General features: G+C 67.9%; 17 protein-coding genes. 12 read left to right on the top strand and 5 right to left on the bottom strand.

Translation table 11 applies throughout. The features are described from left to right. Positions 1 to 266 precede the first annotated feature (266 nt). The 5 genes from ABD770_RS09300 to ABD770_RS09320 all read left to right on the top strand — a co-directional run bounded on the left by ABD770_RS09300 (position 267) and on the right by ABD770_RS09320 (position 4,828). Positions 267 to 1,202 carry a dihydrodipicolinate synthase family protein gene (locus ABD770_RS09300; RefSeq protein ID WP_344819272.1) on the top strand — a complete coding sequence of 312 codons (936 nt, stop codon included), beginning with the start codon at positions 267 to 269 and terminating at the stop codon, positions 1,200 to 1,202. A 96-nt stretch (positions 1,203 to 1,298) separates the two neighbouring features. Next, a complete protein-coding gene (locus ABD770_RS09305) occupies positions 1,299 to 2,324 on the top strand; it encodes a TRAP transporter substrate-binding protein (RefSeq protein WP_344819273.1) in 1,026 nt (341 codons plus the stop codon). A gap of 5 nt (positions 2,325 to 2,329) precedes the next feature. Next, positions 2,330 to 2,908: a TRAP transporter small permease gene (locus ABD770_RS09310; RefSeq protein WP_344819275.1), complete on the top strand. Its 579-nt coding sequence runs from the start codon at positions 2,330 to 2,332 to the stop codon at positions 2,906 to 2,908. Beyond that, on the top strand, positions 2,905 to 4,185 hold the full coding sequence (locus ABD770_RS09315) for a TRAP transporter large permease (protein ID WP_344819276.1): 1,281 nt from the start codon (positions 2,905 to 2,907) through the stop codon (positions 4,183 to 4,185). The genes ABD770_RS09310 and ABD770_RS09315 overlap by 4 nt, the downstream gene beginning before the upstream one ends. Positions 4,186 to 4,222: 37 nt before the next feature. Next, the gene (locus ABD770_RS09320) at positions 4,223 to 4,828 is read left to right on the top strand and encodes an Lrp/AsnC family transcriptional regulator (RefSeq protein ID WP_344819277.1); all 606 of its coding nucleotides are present in this window, start codon (positions 4,223 to 4,225) and stop codon (positions 4,826 to 4,828) included. Here ABD770_RS09320 and ABD770_RS09325 read toward each other — a convergent pair. Further along, a complete protein-coding gene (locus tag ABD770_RS09325; protein WP_344819278.1) occupies positions 4,777 to 5,802 on the bottom strand; it encodes a LacI family DNA-binding transcriptional regulator in 1,026 nt (341 codons plus the stop codon). The genes ABD770_RS09320 and ABD770_RS09325 overlap by 52 nt on opposite strands. Before the next feature lie 132 nt (positions 5,803 to 5,934). Between ABD770_RS09325 and ABD770_RS09330 the strand changes: the two genes are divergently transcribed. From ABD770_RS09330 to ABD770_RS09345, 4 genes are read left to right on the top strand one after another with little or no spacing between them, the layout of a single operon-like run. Beyond that, positions 5,935 to 8,028: a hydantoinase/oxoprolinase family protein gene (locus ABD770_RS09330; protein WP_344819279.1), complete on the top strand. Its 2,094-nt coding sequence runs from the start codon at positions 5,935 to 5,937 to the stop codon at positions 8,026 to 8,028. Positions 8,029 to 8,031: 3 nt separating this feature from the next. Continuing rightward, positions 8,032 to 10,242: a hydantoinase B/oxoprolinase family protein gene (locus ABD770_RS09335; protein ID WP_344819280.1), complete on the top strand. Its 2,211-nt coding sequence runs from the start codon at positions 8,032 to 8,034 to the stop codon at positions 10,240 to 10,242. Next, positions 10,235 to 10,843, top strand: a complete 609-nt coding sequence (locus ABD770_RS09340) for an RraA family protein (protein WP_344819281.1) — start codon at positions 10,235 to 10,237, stop codon at positions 10,841 to 10,843. Before ABD770_RS09335 ends, ABD770_RS09340 begins: the two co-directional genes overlap by 8 nt. Further along, the gene (locus ABD770_RS09345) at positions 10,843 to 11,703 is read left to right on the top strand and encodes a fumarylacetoacetate hydrolase family protein (RefSeq protein WP_344819282.1); all 861 of its coding nucleotides are present in this window, start codon (positions 10,843 to 10,845) and stop codon (positions 11,701 to 11,703) included. The genes ABD770_RS09340 and ABD770_RS09345 overlap by 1 nt, the downstream gene beginning before the upstream one ends. A gap of 98 nt (positions 11,704 to 11,801) precedes the next feature. Here the strand turns inward: ABD770_RS09345 and rraA are convergent, their stop codons facing one another. The 3 genes from rraA to aceB all read right to left on the bottom strand — a co-directional run bounded on the left by rraA (position 11,802) and on the right by aceB (position 15,580). Further along, complete coding sequence (gene rraA, locus ABD770_RS09350; RefSeq protein WP_344819283.1) at positions 11,802 to 12,266, bottom strand: ribonuclease E activity regulator RraA; 465 nt, start codon at positions 12,264 to 12,266, stop codon at positions 11,802 to 11,804. 88 nt (positions 12,267 to 12,354) lie between these two features. Continuing rightward, on the bottom strand, positions 12,355 to 13,950 hold the full coding sequence (locus tag ABD770_RS09355) for an isocitrate lyase (protein WP_344819285.1): 1,596 nt from the start codon (positions 13,948 to 13,950) through the stop codon (positions 12,355 to 12,357). Positions 13,951 to 13,978: 28 nt separating this feature from the next. Next, the gene (gene aceB, locus ABD770_RS09360) at positions 13,979 to 15,580 is read right to left on the bottom strand and encodes a malate synthase A (RefSeq protein WP_344819899.1); all 1,602 of its coding nucleotides are present in this window, start codon (positions 15,578 to 15,580) and stop codon (positions 13,979 to 13,981) included. A gap of 217 nt (positions 15,581 to 15,797) precedes the next feature. Here aceB and ABD770_RS09365 point away from each other — a divergent pair, with 217 nt between their 5' ends. Continuing rightward, positions 15,798 to 17,249, top strand: a complete 1,452-nt coding sequence (locus ABD770_RS09365) for a helix-turn-helix domain-containing protein (protein WP_344819286.1) — start codon at positions 15,798 to 15,800, stop codon at positions 17,247 to 17,249. A 28-nt stretch (positions 17,250 to 17,277) separates the two neighbouring features. On the opposite strand, the gene ABD770_RS09370 is transcribed toward ABD770_RS09365, so the two are convergent. Continuing rightward, on the bottom strand, positions 17,278 to 18,780 hold the full coding sequence (locus tag ABD770_RS09370) for a PucR family transcriptional regulator (RefSeq protein WP_344819287.1): 1,503 nt from the start codon (positions 18,778 to 18,780) through the stop codon (positions 17,278 to 17,280). 99 nt (positions 18,781 to 18,879) lie between these two features. On the opposite strand from ABD770_RS09370, the gene gabT reads away from it, so the two are divergent. Together gabT and ABD770_RS09380 are read left to right on the top strand one after the other, a co-directional pair. Continuing rightward, on the top strand, positions 18,880 to 20,247 hold the full coding sequence (gene gabT, locus ABD770_RS09375) for a 4-aminobutyrate--2-oxoglutarate transaminase (protein WP_344819288.1): 1,368 nt from the start codon (positions 18,880 to 18,882) through the stop codon (positions 20,245 to 20,247). An 82-nt stretch (positions 20,248 to 20,329) separates the two neighbouring features. Then, a complete protein-coding gene (locus tag ABD770_RS09380; RefSeq protein WP_344819289.1) occupies positions 20,330 to 21,709 on the top strand; it encodes a flavin monoamine oxidase family protein in 1,380 nt (459 codons plus the stop codon). Positions 21,710 to 21,739: the final 30 nt, after the last annotated feature.

A 21,739-nucleotide genomic window follows, 5' to 3' on the forward strand; every position in this document is an offset into this window, starting at 1 on the left:
GACTGAGCGTTCCGATCAGCAGGGCACGGAACCCCTCGCACGGATCCTCCGCAGATCGCCGTGGGTGGACGGACATCGGACCCACGAACCGGGGCGGAGAAAGCCGGCGCCTCCAGAGCGGCATGCAGGCGGGTCGTGCGACCGCTGGCCGGGGCCGATGACCGGCTTGGCGCATTGCTTGACAAGCCGATTACGGCCGATTACGGTAAGCGGACAATCGATTGTATTCAGAGCTAGTGCATCCAATGAGGGGTGGGCGAGTGGACATGACAGAACTGCGACTCGGTGGGGTTGTCGTCGCGATGGTGACGCCGTTCCAGGAGGACGAGTCTCTCGACATCGGCGCGATCGAGGCGTACGCCGACCGACTCGCCTCTGAGGACGGTGTGACCGGACTGCTCGCGTGCGGGTACTCGGGTGAGCTGCAGAGCCTCTCTGAAGAAGAGCACGTCGCGGTGGTGCGTGCGGTGGCTGAGGGGAATGCGGGCAGACTCCCCATCATCGCGGGACTGTTTCCGACCTCCACCCGGCACACGATCGCCGTCGGTGAGCGTCTGCGGGATGCCGGTGCCGACGTGCTTCAGATCAACTCGCCGTTCTATAACCAGTTGAGGCGGGGCTATTTCGCGGAGGAGAGCATCGGAGTCCAGTTCTTCACCGATCTCGCCGATGCGCTCGACATGCCGATGTCCGTGTTCCAGTACTCGGATGGGTCGGGCCTCAGATGGCCGGTCTCGACGATCGCCCGCCTGGCGGAGATCCCGCAGGTGATCGCGATCAAGGAGGCGGGACAGATGGAGACCTACGCCGCCGATTATGAGGCCGTTCAGGGCCGAGTCGGGCTCTTCGCGGACAACAACACGTACTCGTTGCTGGGAATGCTCCAGTACGGCACCGCCGGGACGATGATCGGTCTCGGGCAGGTGTGCCTGCCGCTGTGGCTCGAACTCTATGAGCTCACCAGCACTGGTCGGTTCACGGAGGCGGTGGCGCACACCAACGAGAAACTCGTCCCGCTGATCAACATCTTCACGGCCGAGCTCGGGACATCGACATACTCGGCACTCGGGCGGATCAAGGAAGCGCTCGTGCAGCTTCAGCGGATTCCGGGCAACACGGTTCGACGGCCTGAGCCTGCGGTGACCGAAGCGGAGAAGGCACTCATCGCACGGGTCCTGCGCTCCGTCGGCGCACTCGACTGACCCGTCCAGCACTTCGGGGGGAGAAGATCGGGCGTCCTGGCGTCCGAGGCATTGCAAGCAGAGGAACCACTGAAGGATTGAAATGGGAGGCCGACCATGGCGACCAAGAAGAGATGGCTGATCGTGGCGGCTGCCGCCGCCGTTCTCGTCACGATGACGGGATGCACGCGAGGAGCGGCGCCTGCGCCGGCCGCAGACGACGGAGAACTCGCCGAACGGACGATCATCTTCGCGCACATCGCGCCGGAGAACCACCCGTATCACGCAGCTGCGGAGAAGTTCAAGGAACTCGTCGAGGAGCAGAGCGAGGGCGCGATCACCGTCGAGCTCTATCCGGGGGCGCAGCTGGGGGGTGAGCGCGATATCAACGAGTCGATCCTCGAGGGCTCCGTCCACGTCGGCATCGGCGCCGGGGCGCTGTCATCGCTGTCTCCGATCGTGAATCTCTTCGAACTCCCGTTCCTAATCAATGGACAGGAGCATCTTGCCGACATCATCGGCAGTGACGCGCTGGACCCCGTGGAGGACAAGCTGGGGGAGACCGGCTTCCAGGTGCTCGACTGGCTGAGTACCGGTGACAGCGCTATTCAGACGGTCGACAGAGCGGTGACCACTCCCGAAGATCTGCAGGGGCTGAAGCTGCGAGTGATCGAGAACCCGGCGCTGATCGACGCGATGCAGGCATTGGGTGCGAGCCCGACTCCGCTCCCGCTCACGGAGGTCTTCACGTCGATCCAGACGGGTGTCGTCGACGGGACGACCATGGATTGGACATCCATCGTGTCGTTGAGCCTGCACGAGCTGTTCACCCACTCGACGTCACCGGACATCCCGTTCCTCGCGGAGCCCCGCCCGGTCATCGTGTCCGCGGACTTCTGGGAAGGTCTCAATGACTCTGAACGCGACGTGATCTCGTCGGCGATGGAGGAGGCCGCGGCGGCGGAGCGGGCGGAGTTCGTGGCCGCGCAGGAGAAGGCCGTCACCGCCACTCGCGACTCCGGCGTGACGTTCGCGGACATCGACGAGGCGGCGTTCATGGCCGCGCTGGAGCCGGTCTGGCAGAAGTGGGCCGACGAGCTCGACGCCCAGGACGTCCTCAACAGGATCAACGAACTCCGGTAAGAGTCATGGAGACCCGAGTGACGCACCGGCCCGCCGATCGGCGGAGCGTGTGGACGATCCTCGTCGACGGGCTGGTGCGTGCGACGGGTGTCATCGACCGCGTGCAGGTGGCGCTGTGCGCTGTACTGCTGTTCGCGCTCTTCGTCGTGATCATCAACGGAGTCATGTTCCGTTATGTGCTCAACAGCTCGCTGGTCTGGTCGGACGAACTGGCGCGCATCGTCGGGATCTGGGTGGTGTTCCTCGGTATCGCGTGCGCACATCGCCGGAATGAGCACGTCTCGGTCTCGTCCGTGCTGCGATTCATCCCGGGTATTCGTGCGCGCAACGCGTCGCGCATCGGCGAGATGATCACTCTGGGGCTGTGCGTCGTGATCACGATCGTCGGCACGATGGCGACCGTCAACAACTTCACGGTCGGCCAGATCACACCGGCACTGCAGCTCCCGATCGGTATCGCCTATGCAGCGATACCCGTCGGGTTCGGCACGATGGCGCTGCAGAGCGTCGTGCGTCTGCTCGCACCGGGAGTGCTCGGCATGGCGTCCGATTCCATCGGACCGGACGCAGAAGGAGGTGCATGATGCCCACGCTCCTCATCGGGAGCTTCGCCGGGTTGATGGTGGTCGGGGTGCCGCTGGCGCTCGTGCTGGCCGGCGCAGGCATCATCTACATCTGGTTCGTCACGGAATTGCCGATGACGATCATCGCGCAGCGCCTGTACAGCGGCATGGACGAGACCACGATGCTCGCCATCCCGCTGTTCATCGTCGCGGGCTTCCTGATGAACGAGACCGGGCTGACCAGGCGGATGGTGATCGTCGCCCGGATCCTTCTGCGGCGCGTCTACGCAGGCCTGGCCCAGGTGGCGGTGCTCGTGTCGATGGTCTTCGGGGGAGTGACCGGTGCGGCGGCGGCGGACATCGCCGCGGTGGGCATCACGATGATCCCCGAGATGGAGAAGCAGGGTTACAAGCGGGAGTTCAGCACCGCGACGATCACCGCGGCATCGCTGATGGGCGCGGTGCTCCCACCCAGCATCCCCTTCATCATCTACGGCGTCCAGAGCGGAACGTCGATCAGTGATCTGTTCCTGGCCGGGATCATCCCCGGGGTGCTGATCGGGGTCTCGGTGATGATCGCGAATGCTGTCGTCCTCAAGCGAGCGGGGTTCGTGGAGCCAGGGCGCACCGTCGCAGAGATCCTCGGTGAGGAGAAACTGCTGCCCGCGCTGCGGGACGCCCTGGTCGCATTGATGATGCCGGTCGTGATCATCGGAGGCATCCTGATCGGGGTGTTCACCCCCACGGAGGCCGCTGCGGTCGCCGTCCTGTACGCCCTGGTCGTGGGCCTGTTCGTGATCCGCACGCTGTCGGTGAAGTCCCTCACACAGGTGCTCGTACGATCGGTGACGATGACTGCTTCGATCATGCTGATCGTGATCTGCTCGTTCGTGCTGAACTGGGCGCTCTCGTACTCGCAGCTGCCGCAGCTGATCGCTCGTGCGCTGCTCGAGGTCACGGACAGCAGAGTGATGTTCCTGCTCATCGTGCTGGCACTGCTGCTGGTGGTCGGCATGCCTCTCGATCCGGTTCCGGCATTGATCATCGTCACGCCGATCCTGTTCCCCGCGGCGCTCAGCTTCGGCGTCGATCCTGTACATTTCGGCGTCGTGTGCGTGCTCTCGCTGACCCTTGGGCTTGCGACACCACCCGTGGGGGCCAGCCTGTTCGTGGGCATGTCGATCGCCAAGCTGTCGTTGCATCGGCTTTCCGTCGCGATCATCCCGTTCCTCGTGGCATTGGGCGTTCTGACCGTCTTCATCACTTTCGTGCCGCAGGTGTACTCGTGGCTGTTGTGATGTCCGCAGGAGGCCGGACGCGGCAGGGAGAGCATCGATGAGCGCGATCGACGGCCTCGATGCCCGCATCATCGCGCTGCTCACGCAGGATGCGCGTGTCGGCGTCGTGGAGTTGGCGCGGAGATTGGGCGTGTCCAGGAACACCGTCCAGAGCCGCATGAGGTGGCTGGAGGAGCATCAGGTGATCCGCGGGTACCGACCGTGGGTGGATCTGGAGTCCGTCGGCCTGCACGTGCAGGCCTTCATCGCACTCAAGCTCGTGCAGGGTCGACTCCGTACGGTCGCCGCGGAGCTGGCGCGATTGCCCGAAGTGCTGGAGATGCACGTCACGACCGGGGAGAAGGATCTGCTGCTGCGGGTCGCGACCACGAACCACGCCATGCTGCAGCAGCTTCTCGAGCGCGTGTACAGCGTGCCGGGTGTCTCGGACAGCAGCACTTCGCTGTCGATGACCACTCCGCTCCATTTCCGGCTGAGTCCGCTGCTGGACACCATCACGGAGGGGGCGGGGTTCGGGCGTGCGAAGCCCTCGGCCGCCGAAGGCGGCTCCGTGCGGCCGGATTCCGGTCCCCCGGTGGCAGGGTTCGCGGGTCACGCCCGCCAGGAATCGCTGGACGCCCGGACGACGAGTCGGGGTTCGTAGACGTCGGAGCGCGGAGCCTCACCCTCGATCTGACCGATCACGGCCCTGATGGCCTCTTCCCCCATGCGACGCAGCGGGACGGACACCGAGGACAGGGGTATGGGCAGCGCGGCCCCTGCTTCGGTGTCGTTGTATCCGACCAGGGCGAGGTCGTCGGGGACCCGCCTCCCGAGGTCACGTGCCGCCGACATCACTCCGAGCGCGACGAAGTCATTCGCAGCGAAGATCGCCGTCGGCGGCTCGTCGAGCTGGAGCAGTCGTCGGCCGAGCTCGATTCCGCTCCCGATCCCCAGACCCGACCACTGGATCAGCTGTGGATCGAGACTGATCGTGGCTTCACGGAAGGCGCGGGTGAACCCGTCGCGTCTCAGCTCCGCGCTCGAAGCCCCTGCCACACCGGAGAGCAGGGCGACGCGCCGGTGGCCGCGTTCGATGAGGTGCGAAGCGGCGAGGTACGCACCGAGCTCATCGTCGGCTCGGATGCAGGGGTCGTCCCGGTGCACGCGGTTGAGGAGCATATAGGGGATGCCCTGATCCCTCAGCTCATCCAGGGCCGGGTCCTCGAGGTGCGCACTGGCGATGACGAGCCCGTCGACGCGCCTTCTCACGAGCGCTCTGATCGCCTGACTGCTGCGACCGGGGTCGTCCCCGGTGCTTACCGTGATCGACTGGTAGCCGGAGTCGAATGCGGTTCGCGTCGCCGCCTCGAACACCTCTCCCATCGTGAAGTCCTCGAAATGCGGCAAGACGAGGCCGATCGTCTGGGTCCGCTGCGTTCGCAGACTCTGCGCCCATGGGTTGGCCTCATAGCCGAGCTCATCTGCGATGCTCTTGATCTTCGCGACCGTCTCCGCCGTGACCCGACGCGTGGGGGTGGTCGACAGCGCCCGCGAGACCGTCGAGGGATGCACGCCTGCGAGAGCCGCGATGTCGTAGATGGTCACCCGATCGCGGCTTCGTGACTGGTCGGCCATGGGGCTGCTCCTCTCCAGCGCAGTCTATGGTGCCGGGACGGTCACCACCACAAGGGTTGCCGAGACCGGGAACCAACTGTATTGTATGTGCAATCGATTGGTGACCAATCGATTGCACATAGGAGGAAACCAGTGAGCTACATCGTTGGGGTTGACATCGGCGGAACCTTCACCGACGTGTGTGCGGTCGATGTCGAGTCGGGAGAGGTCTTCGCCTCCAAAGCACGATCCACACCGTGGGACCTCATCGAGGGTCTCATCGAGGCGCTGACTCTGACAGCGGGCGATGCAGGCCTGTCGATCGAGGAACTGCTCGCGCAGACCGAGAAGTTCGCACACGGAACGACGCAGACGTCGAACGTCATGCTGACCTGGGTCGGTGCGAAGACCGGATTGATCACGACCAGAGGTTTCGCCGACGAGCTGCTCATCATGCGCGCTCGCGGTCGTGTGGCCGGGCTCGGGCTGTCCGACAGGCGGCACCTGCGGACCACGCAGAAGCCCACGCAGATCGTGCCGCGGGACCTCATCGTCGAGGTATCCGAACGCATCGACTACCGCGGGCGCGCGATCGTCGAGCTCACTCGGGAGGAGGCCGAGCACGCGGTGCGTCGGCTTCTCGATCAGGGTGTCGAATCGATCGCCGTGTCACTGCTCTGGGCCCATGAGAACCCTCAGCACGAGCTTCTCATCGCCGACGTCGCGCGTGAACTCGCCCCTGACGTCCACGTCAGCCTCGGACACCGCCTCTCGAACAGCATCGGAGAGTACGAGCGGACGTCCACAGCGGTGGTGAACGCCTTCGTGGCCCCGACCCTGGAGGACTATCTCGCACGGCTCAGCCAGCGTGTACGCGATCACGATCTCGACGTCCCCGTTCTCGTGCAGCAGGCCAGCGGCGGCGTCGCGAGCATCGAGCAGACCGTGCCGATCCGAACGATCGAGAGCGGGCCGGCGGCGGGAATGGTTGCGGTGAGGTCCCTCATGGAATCGACCGGCCACCATAACGTGATCGCAACAGACGTCGGCGGGACGACGTTCAAGGTCGGGCTCCTCGTCGACGACCAGTGGTCCGTGGCCAACGAGACGATCATCAATCAATACAGTCTGTCGATGCCGATGATCGACATCGTGTCGATCGGTGCCGGTGGTGGCAGCATCGCGTGGGTCGACGACACCCGACTGCGGATCGGCCCGCTCAGCGCGGGGGGAGACCCCGGGCCCGCGTGCTACGGCTGGGGCGGCACGCTGCCCACCGTGACCGATGCGGATGCCGTTCTCGGCTTCCTGAACCCCCAGCGCTTCCTCGGTGGACGGCTGGAACTGCGTCGGGAGCTTGCGGAGGAGGCGATCAGGGAGCACATCGCCGAACCGCTGTTCGGTGGCGATGTCGTGCTCGCGGCAGCCGGAATCCGGAAGATCATCGACTCTCAGATGGGGGATCTCGTCCGGAAGGCGACGATCGAACGCGGACACGACCCGCGCGACTTCATGATGGTGTCCTACGGCGGTGCGGGGCCCCTGCATGCATCGGGATACTCCCGCGGGATCGGGGTCCGGGGTGTGCTGGTGCCTCGTGCGGCGACGGGATACTCGGCCTACGGAGCGGCTTCCAGCCACCTGCGTCACTCCGTCCAGAGGTCGGTGAGCGGAAACCTGCTCGAGGACGATTCCGAGCTACGCCGACGGTACGGGAGTCTCGAGGACGAGGCCACGGCTTTCGTCCTCGACCAGCGGATCCGTGTGGAAGCGGTTCGGGTGACCAGATGGGCGGAGATGCGGTACGCGCAGCAGCTCCACGCGGTCAGGGTGGAGATTCCCGCGGCATCCGCGCGCGTCGGCAGGGACCTGACGGAGGCGTTCGCCGAGCGCTACGTCTCCCTGTACGGTGCGGCCGCGGTGCTCGATGGGGCGACGCCGGTGCTGCTGCGGATCGGGGTCGATGTCGTGGGAGAGATCGCGGAACCCGCAATGCAGGAGATGCCCGATGACGGACCGTCCGCCGAGGCCGCGCTGGAGGGCACACGGGACGTGTTCTGGCCGGAGCTGATGGCCTGGCATCCGACTCCCATCTACGACGGAGTCAAACTTCGCAGGGGGAACAGGATCCCGGGCTGCGCAGTGATCGAGCAGCCCGGCACGACCATCGCCGTTCCCCCGGGAGCGGAATGCGTGATCGACCGATTCGGGAACTGCGTCATCGAGTTCCTGACCGAGGAGGGATAGGAAATGATCGTGGATCCGGTGACCTTCGAGGTCGTCTGGCACCGTCTACTCGACACCACCGAGGAGATGGGCATCAAGTACATGCGCACGTCGGGGTCCCCCGTGCTGGTGGGGGCATATGACGCGAGCACGGGCATCTGCCTTCCTGATGGGCAGCTCGTGGCGATGGGACCCTACATCACCACCCAGGCGCATGTGCTCGCATTGATCGTACAGGCCACGTTGCAGAAGAGATCTCATCGGCGAGGCATTCGCAAGGGCGACATGTTCATCTGCAACGATCCGTATCTCGGGGCCACCCATCAGCCCGATGTCGCGACCGTCGCACCGTTCCACCATGGCGACCGGCTGCATGCCTGGGTGGGGTCGTCCGGGCACTGGCTCGACATCGGAGGCAGCGAACCCGGCGGATTCAACATGAACGCCACGAGCGTGTTCGACGAGGGCCTCCGGCTTCCGCCGACACTTCTCGTCGAGGACGGCGTCCTCCGCGACGACATCGCCGACCTGATCATGAGCCAGGTGCGGGAGCCGTTGGTGGAGCTGGACCTGCGGGGTCAGGTCACCTCGAATCAGGCGGGTCTGCTTCGTCTTGCCGAACTCTACGACGCCTACGGCGCAGACACCGTCGACGCCGTTATGCGCGAGGGGCTGGATCACGTGGAACGACGCTTCCGGCAACGGCTGCGGACTCTGCCGGACGGCGTGTGGAGAGAGGTGCAGTACCTCGATCATGACGGACATCAGCGCAACCTCCGCAGGATCGTGTGCACGGTGACCAAGAGCGGTGAACAGCTGACGATCGACTTCGACGGCAGCGATCCGCAGGTCGCCGGATTCGCCAACTCCGCGTATGGGGGGTTGAGAGCCTCCACGCTCAGTGCCGTGTGCATCATGCTCGGCTACGACCTGACCTGGAATGACGGGATGGCGCGCTGCGTGACGATCAATGCGCCGCGTCGGACGATCGTCACGGCCGAGTACCCCATGCCCGTATCGATGGCGACGATCTCCGCCATCGTCGTGAACCTCAACCTGGTGTTCAGCGCGCTGTCCAAGATGCTCCTGTCCAGCCCGGCGCATCATGAGGAGGCGATGGCCACCTGGTGCGGCACCTCACTCGGCGTCTCCATCCTCGGGCAGAATGCGGACGGGCAAATGACCGTAGCTCCCGAGGGCAGTCACTTCGCGGCCGGCGGCGGTGCGCGGACATACGCAGACGGCGTCGACACCGGCGGGATCATCATCAACACCACGGCGAACATCCCCTCGATCGAGCAGACGGAGGCCGACTACCCGCTGATGTACATGTTCCGCGAGCAGCTCACGGACTCGGGCGGTCCGGGGAAGTTCCGCGGTGGTATGTCCGGTGGTGTCGCGCTCGTGCCCTACGATCACTCCGGTCCGGTGCAGACGACGTTCGCCGGGGTGGGGGCCGACACGCCCAACGGATTCGGGCTCGGAGGCGGTCTTCCCGGTGCGGCTGTCCGCTTCGTCCGTTACAGGAACGCGGGCCTGCCGGCGGCGCTGGAAGCCGCTCAGGGGCTGCCGGGGACGGAAGCGGAGATACTCGGTGACCGCGAGATGACCATGATCAACCGGTCTCTCGCTCCCTTCGAGGATGACACCGTCGAATATCACAACTGGCAAGGTGGCGGTGGATTCGGCGACCCGATCGAACGGGCGACGTCTGCAGTCGAGGACGATGTGCGACGACGAGCCGTCTCGCGAGCCGTCGCGCATGACGTCTACGGCGTCGTCGTCGACGAGAGCGGGCACGTCGATGAGGACGCGACGGCCCGACGACGCGACGACATCCGTCGCCGTCGTCTGGCCGATGGTGTGCCGGCGGAACGGCCTTCCGATCTGCCGCTCCCGACAGCGGCGGAGGGGACGGTGACAGGCACGACATCATACGGAGACATCGTCAGGTTCGACTTCGACGAGGACACTGCCACGTGCATGGCGTGCGGACATCGTCTCTCCGCGGCGCGGGAGGACTTCCGCGCCGGATGCCTGGTCGAGACGGTGAGTGTGGCGGCCGCCGGACCGAATCGGGGGCAGGACTACGGAGCGGATGCCGTCAGGCTGCAGACCTACTGCTGTCCCGGGTGCGCCCGGCAGCTGGAGGTCTCCGTGGTGGCGCGTTCCGGACCGCAGCCCGGGTTCGTGCTGTCTGCACCGGGGCAGGGGACGAGGACCGCCGGTGATTGAACGGTGGGATCAGGTGCCGTCGTCCGCTGCGTCGGACTGTCAGGCGCGCTTCGGGGCGATGCGCGCGGAGATCCGGAATCTGACGGGCTTCTCCGTGACCGGTCCTGCGCACACCATCCGGATACAGCCGGGGGACAGCCTGTCGCTGCACCGTGAGCTGGAGCACGTCGGGGCGGGGTCCGTTCTGATCATCGACGCGGGAGGGGTGGAGTCGCGCGCCGTGTGGGGTGAGCTGCTCACTGAGGCGGCGATCGCGCAGGGAATCGCCGGAGTGGTGATCGATGGGGCGGTGCGCGACATCGCACGGATTCAGGAGCGGGGCTTCCCACTGTTCGCGCGGGCCGTCACGCCGTCGGGGCCGGTGAAGAGCGGGGGTGGCAACGCCCGCGTTCCCATCAGCTGCGGCGGAGTGACGGTTGCGCAGGGGGATCGCGTGGTCGGTGACCGGGACGGTGTCACGGTCGTGCCCGCAGCGCAGGAGTCCCAGGTGTTCGAATGCGTTAAGCGCGTCGTCGAACAGGAGCGGCAGTGGGCCGAGGCGATCCGGCAGGGTCGCCGGACAACGGACCTTCTGGGTCTCGATGATGGAAGGAGTAAATGATGCATCTGGCGCTGGTGCGTGTCGATGACGGCGAGCAGTTCGCTGTGCGCGAGGACGGAGAGGCTGGGTGGTGCCTGCTCCGGTCACTCGGCGCGGAGCCGCGGGATCTGCCGGAGGCGGTCCGAGCCGCCGCGGAGGTATCGGCGACGGCGCTGGCTTCGGCGCCGCGCGAGCGGTCGGTGACGCTGGGAGCGGTGGCGCGAAGTGCGCGGAAGATCCTCGCAGTCGGTCTGAACTACCGTTCGCATGTCGAGGAGACCGGGATGGTGAGACCCGATGCTCCCATCATCTTCGTGAAGTACTCCAGCTCCGTGATCGGCCCCACCGATGCCATCCGCGTCGATCCTTCGATCACCACTCAGGTGGATTACGAAGCCGAACTCGCGGTCGTCATCGGCAGGAGCGCCCGACGGGTGAGCGAGGCGGACGCGCTGGCGCACGTCTTCGGGTACGCCGTCGCGAACGACGTGTCCGCGCGAGACCTCCAGGCGGCCGACTCTCAGATCTCCCGGTCCAAGAGTCTGGACACCTTCGGGCCGATCGGTCCGTGGATCACGACCGCGGATGCGGTGCCGGACCCGCAGTCGCTCACGATCCGCTCCTTCGTCGACGACGAGCCGCGTCAGGACTCCACGACTTCGCTCATGCTGTACTCGGTGGCGGAGTTGATCTCGTACCTCAGCCGGACGACGACCCTGGAGCCCGGTGACGTGATTCTGACGGGAACGCCGAAGGGTGTCGGGCTCGGATTCACCCCACCACGGTTCCTCTCGCCGGGTTCGACGGTTCGCTGCGAGGTGTCCTCGTTGGGGGAGATCTCGAACCCGGTGCTGCTGGACCCCTCGGACGAACTGTCCTGATCTGACGAACGCGGCAAGGAGACCGACGGCACCGAACAGTGCGGGCCCTGCCGGTCGGATAACGGAAATCCGGGTTCTGCTCCGGTGCACTGACGGGCTCAGCGTTCGACGAGCACGCCGTCCTCGTCGGCGTGCAGGCGCGCGCCGGGGCGGAAGGAGACACCGCCGAATTCCACGACGACGTCGATCTCACCCGTGCCCTCCTTCGCGCTCTTGCGCGGATTGGTGCCGAGCGCCTTGACGCCCAGGGGCATCCTGGCCAGAGCGACGCTGTCGCGCACGCATCCGTGGATCACGACGCCGGCCCAGCCGGCGTCCACGGCGCTCTGCGCGATCATGTCGCCCATCAGAGCGGTCTGGAGGGATCCCGATCCGTCGACGACGAGCACCGCGCCGTCGCCCGGTGTCTGCAGGATCCGCTTGACGAGGGCGTTGTCCTGGAAGCATCGCACGGTGCGGATCGGGCCCTCGAACCGCGGAACACCGCCGAAGGAGCGCAGTTGCAGCGGGAGGGACTGCAGGGCCTCGCCGTGCAGGTCGTAGAGGTCGGCGGTGGACATCATGGGGTCTCCTTCGGAGAGCGGGGTGCTTCGACGGGCTCAGCGGCCCACTGCTGGGCCCCTGAGCCCGTCGAAGGGATCGAGGAGTCGATCAGCTGAACTGGTTCATGGTGTTGTGCTTTCCGCCGGCCTTCAGCGCGGCCTCGCCGGCGAAGTACTCCTTGTGGTTGTCGCCGATGTCGCTGCCCGCCATGTTCTGGTGCTTGACGGTGGCGATGCCCTGGCGGATCTCCTGGCGCTGCACGTCACGGACGTAGGTCAGCATGCCCTCGTCGCCGAAGTAGCCCTTGGCGAGGCTGTCGGTCGACAGGGCCGCCGTGTGGTAGGTCGGCAGGGTGATGAGGTGGTGGAAGATGCCGGCGCGGGCGGACCCGTCGCGCTGGAACGTGCGGATCTTCTCGTCGGCGATCCGGGCGAGCTCGGTGTCGTCGTAGTCCACGCTCATGAGCTTGTCGCGGTCGTAGGCGGAGACGTCCCGGCCCTGCTCGACCAGCTGGTCGTAGGCCTGCTGGCGGAAGTTGAGCGTCCAGTTGAACGACGGGCTGTTGTTGTACACCAGCTTGGCGTCGGGCATGACCTCGCGGATGCGGTCGACCATGCCGGCGATCTGCTCGACGTGCGGCTTCTCGGTCTCGATCCACAGCAGGTCGGCGCCGTGCTGCAGGGCCGTGATGCAGTCCAGCACCACGCGGTCCTCTCCGGTTCCCGGACGGAACTGGTACAGGTTGCTGGCCAGGCGCTTCGGCCGCAGCAGCCTCCCCTCGCGCTGGATGACCACATCGCCGTCGCGCAGTTCGGCCTCGCTGATCTCCTCCACGTCGAGGAAGGAGTTGTACTGGTCGCCGAGGTCGCCCGGCTCCCGGCTGACGGCGAGTTTCTGGGTGAGGCCGGCGCCCAGCGAGTCGGTGCGGGCGACGATGACGCCGTTGTCGACGCCGAGTTCGAGGAACGCGTAGCGGACCGCATTGAGCTTCGCGATGAAGTCCTCGTGCGGCACCGTGACCTTGCCGTCCTGGTGTCCGCACTGCTTCTCGTCGGAGACCTGGTTCTCGATCTGGATGGCGCAGGCGCCCGCCTCGATCATCTTCTTGGCGAGCAGGTACGTCGCCTCCGGGTTCCCGAACCCGGCGTCGATGTCGGCGATGATGGGGACGATGTGCGTCTGGAACCCGTCGATCTGGGACTGGATGAACTCGGCGGCGGTCTCGTCGCCGGCCGCGCGGGCGGCGTCCAGCCGGGTGAACAGCAGGTCCAGCTCACGGGCATCCGCCTGACGCAGGAACGAGTACAGCTCCCGGATGAGCGCGGGGACCACGGTCTTCTCGTGCATGGACTGGTCGGGCAGCGGCCCGAACTCGGAGCGGAGGGCGGCGACCATCCACCCGGACAGGTACAGGTAGCGCTTGTTCGTCGACTTCAGGTGCTTCTTGATGGAGATGAGCTTCTGCTGCCCGATGAAGCCGTGCCAGACACCGAGCGACTGGGTGTAGGCCGACGAGTCGGCGTCGTACTCGGCCATGTCGCGGCGCATGATGTCGGCGGTGTGGCGGGCGATGTCCAGTCCCGTGCGGAACCGGTTCTGCGCCCGCATGCGGGCGGCCGACTCGGGGTCGATGGCGTTCCAGCCCGAGCCGTTGGCGTCCTTCAGCTCCTGGATGGCGGCGATGTCGTCCTGATAGTGGGTCATGTCAAGTCCTTCGTGAGCGGGCGGGTCGTCAGGCGGTCTCGGTCAGGAAGCGAGACGCCGTCAGTGTCAGGAATGCGGGGAACTCGGGCTGGAGAGCGACTTCGCGGAACACGTCGGCGGCGTCGTCGAAGCGATCGCCCTCGGTGCGCGCGGTCTGCGCGATCACCTCTCCGATGTGGCGTTCGACGTACTCGGCGGTGATGAGGTCGCCTTCCTCCGTGCGGCGGTCCTGGTTGATCCACTGCCAGATCTGCGACCGGCTGATCTCGGCGGTGGCGGCGTCCTCCATGAGCCCGTCGATGGCCACCGCGCCCTGACCGCGCAGCCAGGCCTCGATGTAGCGGATGGCGACGGACACGTTCTCCCGCACGCCGGCGCGGGTGATCGCGCGGCCGATGCGCAGGTCGAGGAGATGGGATGCCGTCACCTCGACGTCGTCGCGCAGACGGTCCAGCTGGTGCGGACGGGCGCCGAGGACGGCGTCGAACTCGGCCAGCGCGGCGGGGATGAGGTCGGGATGCGCGACCCACGTCCCGTCGAAGCCGTCTCCGGCCTCGCGCCTCTTGTCGGCCGATACCTTCTCCAGCGCGCGTGCGGTGGCCTCGGCGTCGCGACGGTCGGGGATGAACGCGCTCATGCCGCCGATCGCGTGCGCCCCGCGCCGGTGGCAGGTCTGCACCAGCAGCTCGGTGTACGCCCGCATGAACGGCACGGTCATCGTCACCTCGCTGCGGTCGGGGAGGACGAAGCGCGCACCGCGGCCACGGTAGTTCTTGATGATCGAGAAGATGTAGTCCCAGCGGCCGGCGTTGAGCCCCGCGCAGTGCTCGCGCAGCTCGTACAGGATCTCGTCCATCTCGAACGCGGCCGGCAGGGTCTCGATCAGCACGGTCGCGCGGATCGTGCCGTGCGGGATGCCGAGGTACTCCTCGCTGAAGGAGAACACGTCGTCCCACAGCCGCGCCTCCTCGCTGGACTCCAGCTTGGCGAGGTAGAAGTAGGGGCCGCGGCCCGCATCGATGAGCGCTCGCGCGTTGTGGAAGAAGTACAGCCCGAAGTCGATCAGGGATCCGGATGCCGACAGGGTGCGGCCCGTGCGGTCCGTGAAGTCGATGTGCCTGTCTCCGAGGTGCCAGCCGCGCGGGCGCATCACGATCGTCGGAGTCCGCTCGGTCGTGACGCGGTATTCCCTGCCGTCGGCGCTGGTGTGCGCGAGCTCGCCGCGGATCGCATCCCGCAGCGTCAGCTGACCGCCGATGAGGTTGCGCCAGGTCGGGCTGGTGGCATCCTCCAGGTCCGCCAGCCACACGCGAGCACCGGAGTTGAGCGCGTTGACGGTCATCTTCGGGTCGGTCGGGCCGGTGATCTCCACCCGGCGGTCCTCCAGCCCGGGGCCGGCGCCGGCGACGCGCCAGTCGGGGTCGTCGCGGATGTGCGCGGTGTCATCGCGGAAGCGCGGGTCGTGGCCGTTCCCGATCTCGAAGCGGCGACGCATCCGGTCGGCGAGACGGTCGTGACGGCGGCCCGCGAACCGGTGGTGCAGCTCCGTGAGGAAGGCCAGCGCCGCGGGCGTGAGGATCTCCTCGAACCTCTCGTGCAGGGGGCCGGTGATGCGCAGCTCAGGACCCATGCTGCCGACGACGGCGGTGCCGACGGTCCGGATCGGGGCGGCCTGAGACGCAGTGGGGATGCTCATGATCTTCTCCTCCGTGAGATGTCGGTCGGCACGGGATGTGTCGGGGGCCCGGTTGGCTTGACATCCACAATGCGTGAAGAACCAGACGATCCGTGGCCAGGATCGAGGTGAAGATTGCTTGAAATTCTGTTCCTGTGACACAATCACGGACATGACCACCGCAGAAGTCGCAGAAGACTCCGATGCCCTGACCATCGGCCGCCGCATCCGTCAGCTGCGCACGGCCCGGGGGATGACGCTCGACGACCTCGCCGGACTCGTCGGCCGCGCGCCCAGCCAGCTGTCGATGTTCGAGACGGGCAAGCGCGAGCCCAAGCTCACCCTGCTGCAGAGCATCGCGCGCGCGCTGGGCACCACGATCGACGCTCTGCTGGAGGGCGAGCCGCTCGATGAGCGCAGCACCATGGAGATCGCTCTGGAGCGCGCCATGAAGGGGCAGACGTTCCAGGCGCTGGGGATCTCGCCCTTCCGCATCGGCAAGTCCGTGCCCTCCGAGGTCCTGGGCGCGATGCTCGCCCTGCACGGCGAGATCGAGCGGCTCCGCGATGAGCGCGCGGCCACGCCGGAGGAGGCGCGCCGCGCCAACGTCGAGCTGCGTCACCTCATGCGGGCGCAGGACAACTACTTCGCCGATCTCGAGTCCGAGGCCGCCGACATCCTCGCCGCTGTGGGGCACTCCGGCGGCCCTGTCACGCAGCGCACGGCCTCCGAGATCGCCGCGCATCTCGGCTTCACCCTGCACTACGCCGCCGATCTGCCGCAGAGCACCCGCAGCGTCGCCGACCTCGCCAACGGCAGGCTGTACCTCTCCAGCAGCATCCCCGCCAAGGGCGACGCGCGCACGGCGGTGCTGCAGGCGCTGTCCAGTCGCATCCTCGGGCACAGCGAACCCCGCAGCTATGCCGAGTTCCTGCGACAGCGGGTGGAGACCAACTACCTCACGGGCGCCATCCTCGTGCCGGAGGCGCATGTCGTCCCGGTGCTGCAGGAGGCGAAGTCGCGACGCGCCCTGTCCATCGAGGATCTCCGCGACGCCTACGCGGTCTCGTACGAGACCGCCGCGCACCGGTTCACGAACCTCGCCACCCGGCATCTGGGGATCGCCGTGCACTTCCTCAAGGTGCACGAGTCGGGCACGATCACCAAGGCGTACGAGAACGACGACGTGAACTTCCCCACCGACAGGCTGGGCTCCATCGAGGGGCAGATGTGCTGTCGTCGTTGGACGAGCCGCGAGGTGTTCGAGGTCGAGGACCGCTTCAACCCCTACTACCAGTACACCGACACCGGAAACGGCACCTACTGGTGCACGGCCCGCGTGGAGCCCTCCAGTGAGGGCCTGCACTCGGTGAGCGTGGGGGTGCGCTTCGACGACACGAAGTGGTTCGTGGGGCGCGACACCCCGAATCGCGGCGTCTCCAAGCACTCCGTCGAGGTGTGCTGCCGTCGCGCGCCGGCCGAGCTCGAGGAGCGCTGGCGCGAGCGGTCCTGGCCGAACGTGCGCACCCCGCGCACGCTGCTCGCGACGCTGCCCACCGGCGCCTTCCCGGGCGTGGACACCACGGACGTGTACGAGTTCCTGGAGGCGCACGCCCCGACGTGAGGTGGGAAGGACACGAGGGCGGATGCGGTCACGCGGCGCGCAGCGCCGCCCACACCTCCGCACGGGCGGGGAACCCGGACAGGTCGGTGCCCAGGAGCTTCGCGGCCCGGGCGATGCGCGTGCGCAGGGTGTGCCGGTGGATGCCGAGAGCCGTCGCGCTGCGCTCGCTGTGCGCGTCGTGCTCCAGCCACACTCGCAGGGTGCGCTCGAGCTCGGACCCGGTTTCCGCGTCGTGGCGGCGCAGCGGCGCCAGCAGGGTGCGGGCGACGAGCCGTGCTTCCTCGCCGCCGAGCGCATCCAGCACGCCCCCGGTCAGCGTGCTCCGGTAGCGCACGACACCGTCGGCATCGCCGTGGCGCAGCGCCGCGAGGGCCTGGGCGTGCGCCTGCGAGAAGGCGGTGTAGTCGGCCGGTTCGGAGACGCCGATCCGGAGGTCGAAGGCGCGGGCGGGTCCGTCGAGGACGTCGGCGTCCTCCGCGGCCACGCACATCGTGACGCCGTCGGCGTCGTCCGCGATGAACGACGCGGTGCCGGCATCCGTTCGTCTGCGGTCCCACCAGTCCATGATCATCTCGACGCGGGAGGTCGCGGCGACCGCCACCACGACCGGCGCCGTCGGGAGCGAGCCCAGCACGCGCCGGGCCAGGCCCGGGTCGTCCGCCCGCAGCGACGCCAGCAGCTGGCCGTGCAGTCGGCGCCGCTCCCTGGCCATGCGGCGGTTCTGCTCCAGCGCCAGCGCCGCCATCGCGATGACCGAGGTGATGACCGCCCGGGTTTCGGGGTCCAGCCCCGCAGCCGCCAGCGCGATCACGCCGCGCAGCCTGCCCGAGCGCCCCAGCGTGAACAGCGTGAACGCCGCAGCGCCGTCCTCGATCGTCCTGCTGGCCGCGCCGCCGCGGGACAGCAGATCGGCGGCACCGGCGGCCACCGCCGGCATCCCCGCCACGGCTTCGGACGGATGCGCGTGCACCAGCGCCCCCGTCGCGTCGAACATCCCCACCCAGCATCCCAGGCGCCGGGACAGCTCGGAGAGCGTGGAGTCCAGCCCGTGCGGCCGGAGGGCGGCGACGGCCAGTGCCCGCTGCGCGTCGAGGGCCCACGTGCGGCGTGCGTACGCCTCCGCGGCGATGACCTCGGCATGCGCGCGGGCGATGGCGAGGAACGGGATGTCGTAGGGGACCTCGAACAGCGCCAGGCCCGCCCGCGCGCAGGCGGACACCAGCTCGTCCGGCACGCGGCTGCGGTGCACGCCCGAACCGAAGCCGAGGCCCAGCACGCCGCGATGCACGAGGCGCGAGACGTACTCCTCGGTCCCGTGCGGATCCTGCTCGGCGAGTTGCACGCCGGTGGTGAGCAGCACGAGATCCTCCGTGAGGAACGGTGTGGGGTCGAGGAGGTCGGAGCTGTGCACCCAGCGCACCCGCTGCTCCAGCGCATCGGCCCCGAGGGCGCTCTCCTCGGAGAGCAGGCGCAGCCGCAGGTCCGGGCGGCCGAGCAGCGCACGCAGTGTCGACGCGGCGGTCAGCTCCATGGCATCCGACTCCTCGGCTTGTACAAACGGGCGAAAATATGCTTCCGATTGTACGACGCGGCGGATGCGGAGTGTGCGGCGGCGACATAGCCTCGCCTCATGACCCTCATCGACGAGACCATCACAATCCCCGCCGGCGGACCCACCCTCGAGCAGGTCCGTCGCGTCGTCACCGAGCTGCCCGGGCCGCGCTCGGCCGCCATCCTCTCCCGCAAGACGGATGCCGTCGCCGCGGGCATCGCGCATTCCGTGCCCGTCGCGGTCGTCGCCGCCGGCGGCGGAGTCGTCCTCGACGCCGACGGCAACTCGCTCATCGACCTCGGCAGCGGCATCGCCGTGACCAGCGTCGGCAACGCCCACCCCGCGGTCGCCGCCGCCATCGCCGCGCAGGCGGCGCAGTTCACCCACACCTGCTTCATGGTCTCGCCGTACGAGTCGTACGTCGAGGTCGCCGAGGCGCTGAACCGCCTCACCCCCGGCGCTCACGCCAAGAAGACCGCCCTGTTCAACTCCGGCGCCGAAGCCGTCGAGAACGCGATCAAGATCGCCCGCAAGCACACCGGCCGCCAGGCCGTCGTCGCCTTCGACCACGGGTACCACGGGCGCACCAACCTGACCATGGCGCTCACCGCCAAGGCCATGCCCTACAAGGCCGGTTTCGGACCGTTCGCCCCCGAGGTCTACCGCGTGCCCGGGTCCTATCCGTACCGCGACGGGCTCACCGGGCCCGAGGCCGCGCAGCGCGCCATCACGCTCATCGAGAAGCAGATCGGCGCCGACGGCCTCGCCGCCGTCATCATCGAGCCGATCCAGGGGGAGGGCGGCTTCATCGTCCCCGCCGACGGCTTCCTCGACGCCATCGTCGCCTGGTGCCGAGCCCACGGCGTGGTCTTCATCGCCGACGAGGTGCAGACCGGCTTCGCCCGCACCGGCGCCATGTTCGCGAGCGAGATCTTCGGCATCGAACCGGACCTCGTCACCACCGCCAAGGGCATCGCCGCAGGGCTCCCGCTGGCCGGAGTCACCGGTCGCGCGGAGATCATGGATGCCGCGCACCCGGGCGGTCTGGGCGGCACCTACGGCGGCAACCCGGTCGCCTGCGCGGCCGCCATCGCCGCCATCTCCGCCTTCGAGAACGAGGGCCTCGTCGAGCGCGCGCAGCAGATCGGCACCATCCTGCAGGAGAGGCTGCGGGCCATCGCCGCCGCCGATCCCCGCATCGGCGACGTCCGCGGGCACGGGGCGATGGTCGCCGCCGAGTTCGTCGACCCGGCCACCGGGGAGCCGGACGCCGCGCTCACCGGCGCCGTCGCGAAGGCCTGCATCGCCCAGGGCGTGATCGTCCTCACCTGCGGCACCTTCGGCAACGTCATCCGCTTCCTGCCGCCGCTGTCCATCGGTGACGACCTGCTCCGCGACGGCCTCGACGTCGTCGCCGCCGCGCTCGCCGGCATCCGGCAGGACTGAGACCGTCGGTCGCGATCCCGGTCGGGGGATCACGGATCGCGACCGACGCAGCACATTCCGCATCGAATCGAAGGAGACCAGCATGACTGACCAGGAGATCAGCCGCGACGTCGTCGTCGTCGGCGCCGGGGCCGCCGGACTGACCGCGGCCAACGAGCTGCGCAGGGCGGGGCTGTCCGTCGCCGTCCTCGAGGCCCGCGACCGCGTGGGCGGCCGGCTGTGGACCGACGTCATCGACGGCGCCATGCTCGAGCTGGGCGGTCAGTGGATCTCGCCCGACCAGCACGCGCTGCAGGAGACCGTCGAGGACCTCGGTCTGGAGACCTTCAGCCGCCACCGCGACGGCGACAGCGTCTACATCGGCCCGGACGGCGCCGTGCACCGCTTCACGGGGGAGATGTTCCCCGTGTCGCCCGCGACGGAGAAGGTCATCGCGGAGGTCACCGAGCGCCTCGACGCGATGGCCGCCGAGGTCGACCCCGACCGCCCCTGGGCGCACCCGAAGGCCGCCGAATGGGATCGGATCACGTGGGACGCCTGGTTGCACGAGCAGACCGATGACGACGAGGCGATCCGCAACCTCGCCTTCGCGACAGGGACCGCCATGCTCACCAAGCCCACGCACGCCTTCTCCCTGCTGCAGTCGCTGCTGATGGCGGCATCCGCCGGCTCCTACTCGAACCTCGTCGACGCCGATTTCATCCTCGACAAGCGCGTCGTGGGCGGACTGCAGCAGGTTCCGCTCCTGCTGGCCGAGCGCCTGGGCGACGACGTGCTGCTCGGGCAGCCGGTGCGCAGCCTGGAGTGGTCCGAGGCGGGAGTCGTCGCCACGACGGACCGCACCGTGATCAAGGCCCGCTACGCGATCCTCGCGCACGCTCCCGTGCTCTACAGCCGCATCTCGTTCACGCCGCCGCTGCCGCGCCGTCAGCATCAGCTGCACCAGCACCTGTCGATGGGCTTCGTCATCAAGGTGCACGCCGTGTACGACCGGCCGTTCTGGCGCGAGCAGGGCCTGAGCGGCACGGCGTTCAGCCCGTACGAGCTCTCCCACGAGGCGTACGACAACACCAACCACGGCGACGAGCGGGGAACCCTCGTCGGGTTCGTCAGCGATCGCAACGCCGACGACCTGTTCGAGCTCTCCGCCGACGAGCGCAGGGAGCGCATCCTCGAATCGCTGTCGCACTACTACGGTCCCGAGGCGAAGAACCCCCTCGTCTACTACGAGAGCGACTGGGGTTCCGAGGAGTGGACCCGCGGCGCCTATGCGGCCAGCTTCGACATGGGCGGCCTGCACCGCTACGGCGCCGATCTGCGCACCGCCGTCGGGCCCATCCACTTCGCCTGCAGCGACCTCGCCGGCGCCGGCTACCAGCACGTCGACGGCGCGATCCGGATGGGCAGGCTGGTCGCTTCGCAGATCGTCGACAAGGCGCGCACCGCAGCATCCCAGGAGTGAGACGCTGGGCGGGAACAGCCCGCCCAGCCG

The organism is Microbacterium soli, assembly GCF_039539005.1.
GTDB classification, from domain to species: Bacteria; Actinomycetota; Actinomycetes; order Actinomycetales; family Microbacteriaceae; genus Microbacterium; species Microbacterium soli.

Bases quoted from the DNA above. Each gene is read 5' to 3' on its own strand.
- ABD770_RS09300 (WP_344819272.1), top strand. From the start codon at position 267: ATGACAGAACTGCGACTCGGTGGGGTTGTCGTCGCGATGGTGACGCCG.
- ABD770_RS09305 (WP_344819273.1), top strand. From the start codon at position 1,299: ATGGCGACCAAGAAGAGATGGCTGATCGTGGCGGCTGCCGCCGCCGTT.
- ABD770_RS09310 (WP_344819275.1), top strand. From the start codon at position 2,330: ATGGAGACCCGAGTGACGCACCGGCCCGCCGATCGGCGGAGCGTGTGG.
- ABD770_RS09315 (WP_344819276.1), top strand. From the start codon at position 2,905: ATGATGCCCACGCTCCTCATCGGGAGCTTCGCCGGGTTGATGGTGGTC.
- ABD770_RS09320 (WP_344819277.1), top strand. From the start codon at position 4,223: ATGAGCGCGATCGACGGCCTCGATGCCCGCATCATCGCGCTGCTCACG.
- ABD770_RS09325 (WP_344819278.1), bottom strand. From the start codon at position 5,802: ATGGCCGACCAGTCACGAAGCCGCGATCGGGTGACCATCTACGACATC.
- ABD770_RS09335 (WP_344819280.1), top strand. From the start codon at position 8,032: ATGATCGTGGATCCGGTGACCTTCGAGGTCGTCTGGCACCGTCTACTC.
- ABD770_RS09345 (WP_344819282.1), top strand. From the start codon at position 10,843: ATGCATCTGGCGCTGGTGCGTGTCGATGACGGCGAGCAGTTCGCTGTG.
- rraA (WP_344819283.1), bottom strand. From the start codon at position 12,266: ATGATGTCCACCGCCGACCTCTACGACCTGCACGGCGAGGCCCTGCAG.
- ABD770_RS09355 (WP_344819285.1), bottom strand. From the start codon at position 13,950: ATGACCCACTATCAGGACGACATCGCCGCCATCCAGGAGCTGAAGGAC.
- aceB (WP_344819899.1), bottom strand. From the start codon at position 15,580: ATGGGTCCTGAGCTGCGCATCACCGGCCCCCTGCACGAGAGGTTCGAG.
- ABD770_RS09365 (WP_344819286.1), top strand. From the start codon at position 15,798: ATGACCACCGCAGAAGTCGCAGAAGACTCCGATGCCCTGACCATCGGC.
- ABD770_RS09370 (WP_344819287.1), bottom strand. From the start codon at position 18,780: ATGGAGCTGACCGCCGCGTCGACACTGCGTGCGCTGCTCGGCCGCCCG.
- gabT (WP_344819288.1), top strand. From the start codon at position 18,880: ATGACCCTCATCGACGAGACCATCACAATCCCCGCCGGCGGACCCACC.
- ABD770_RS09380 (WP_344819289.1), top strand. From the start codon at position 20,330: ATGACTGACCAGGAGATCAGCCGCGACGTCGTCGTCGTCGGCGCCGGG.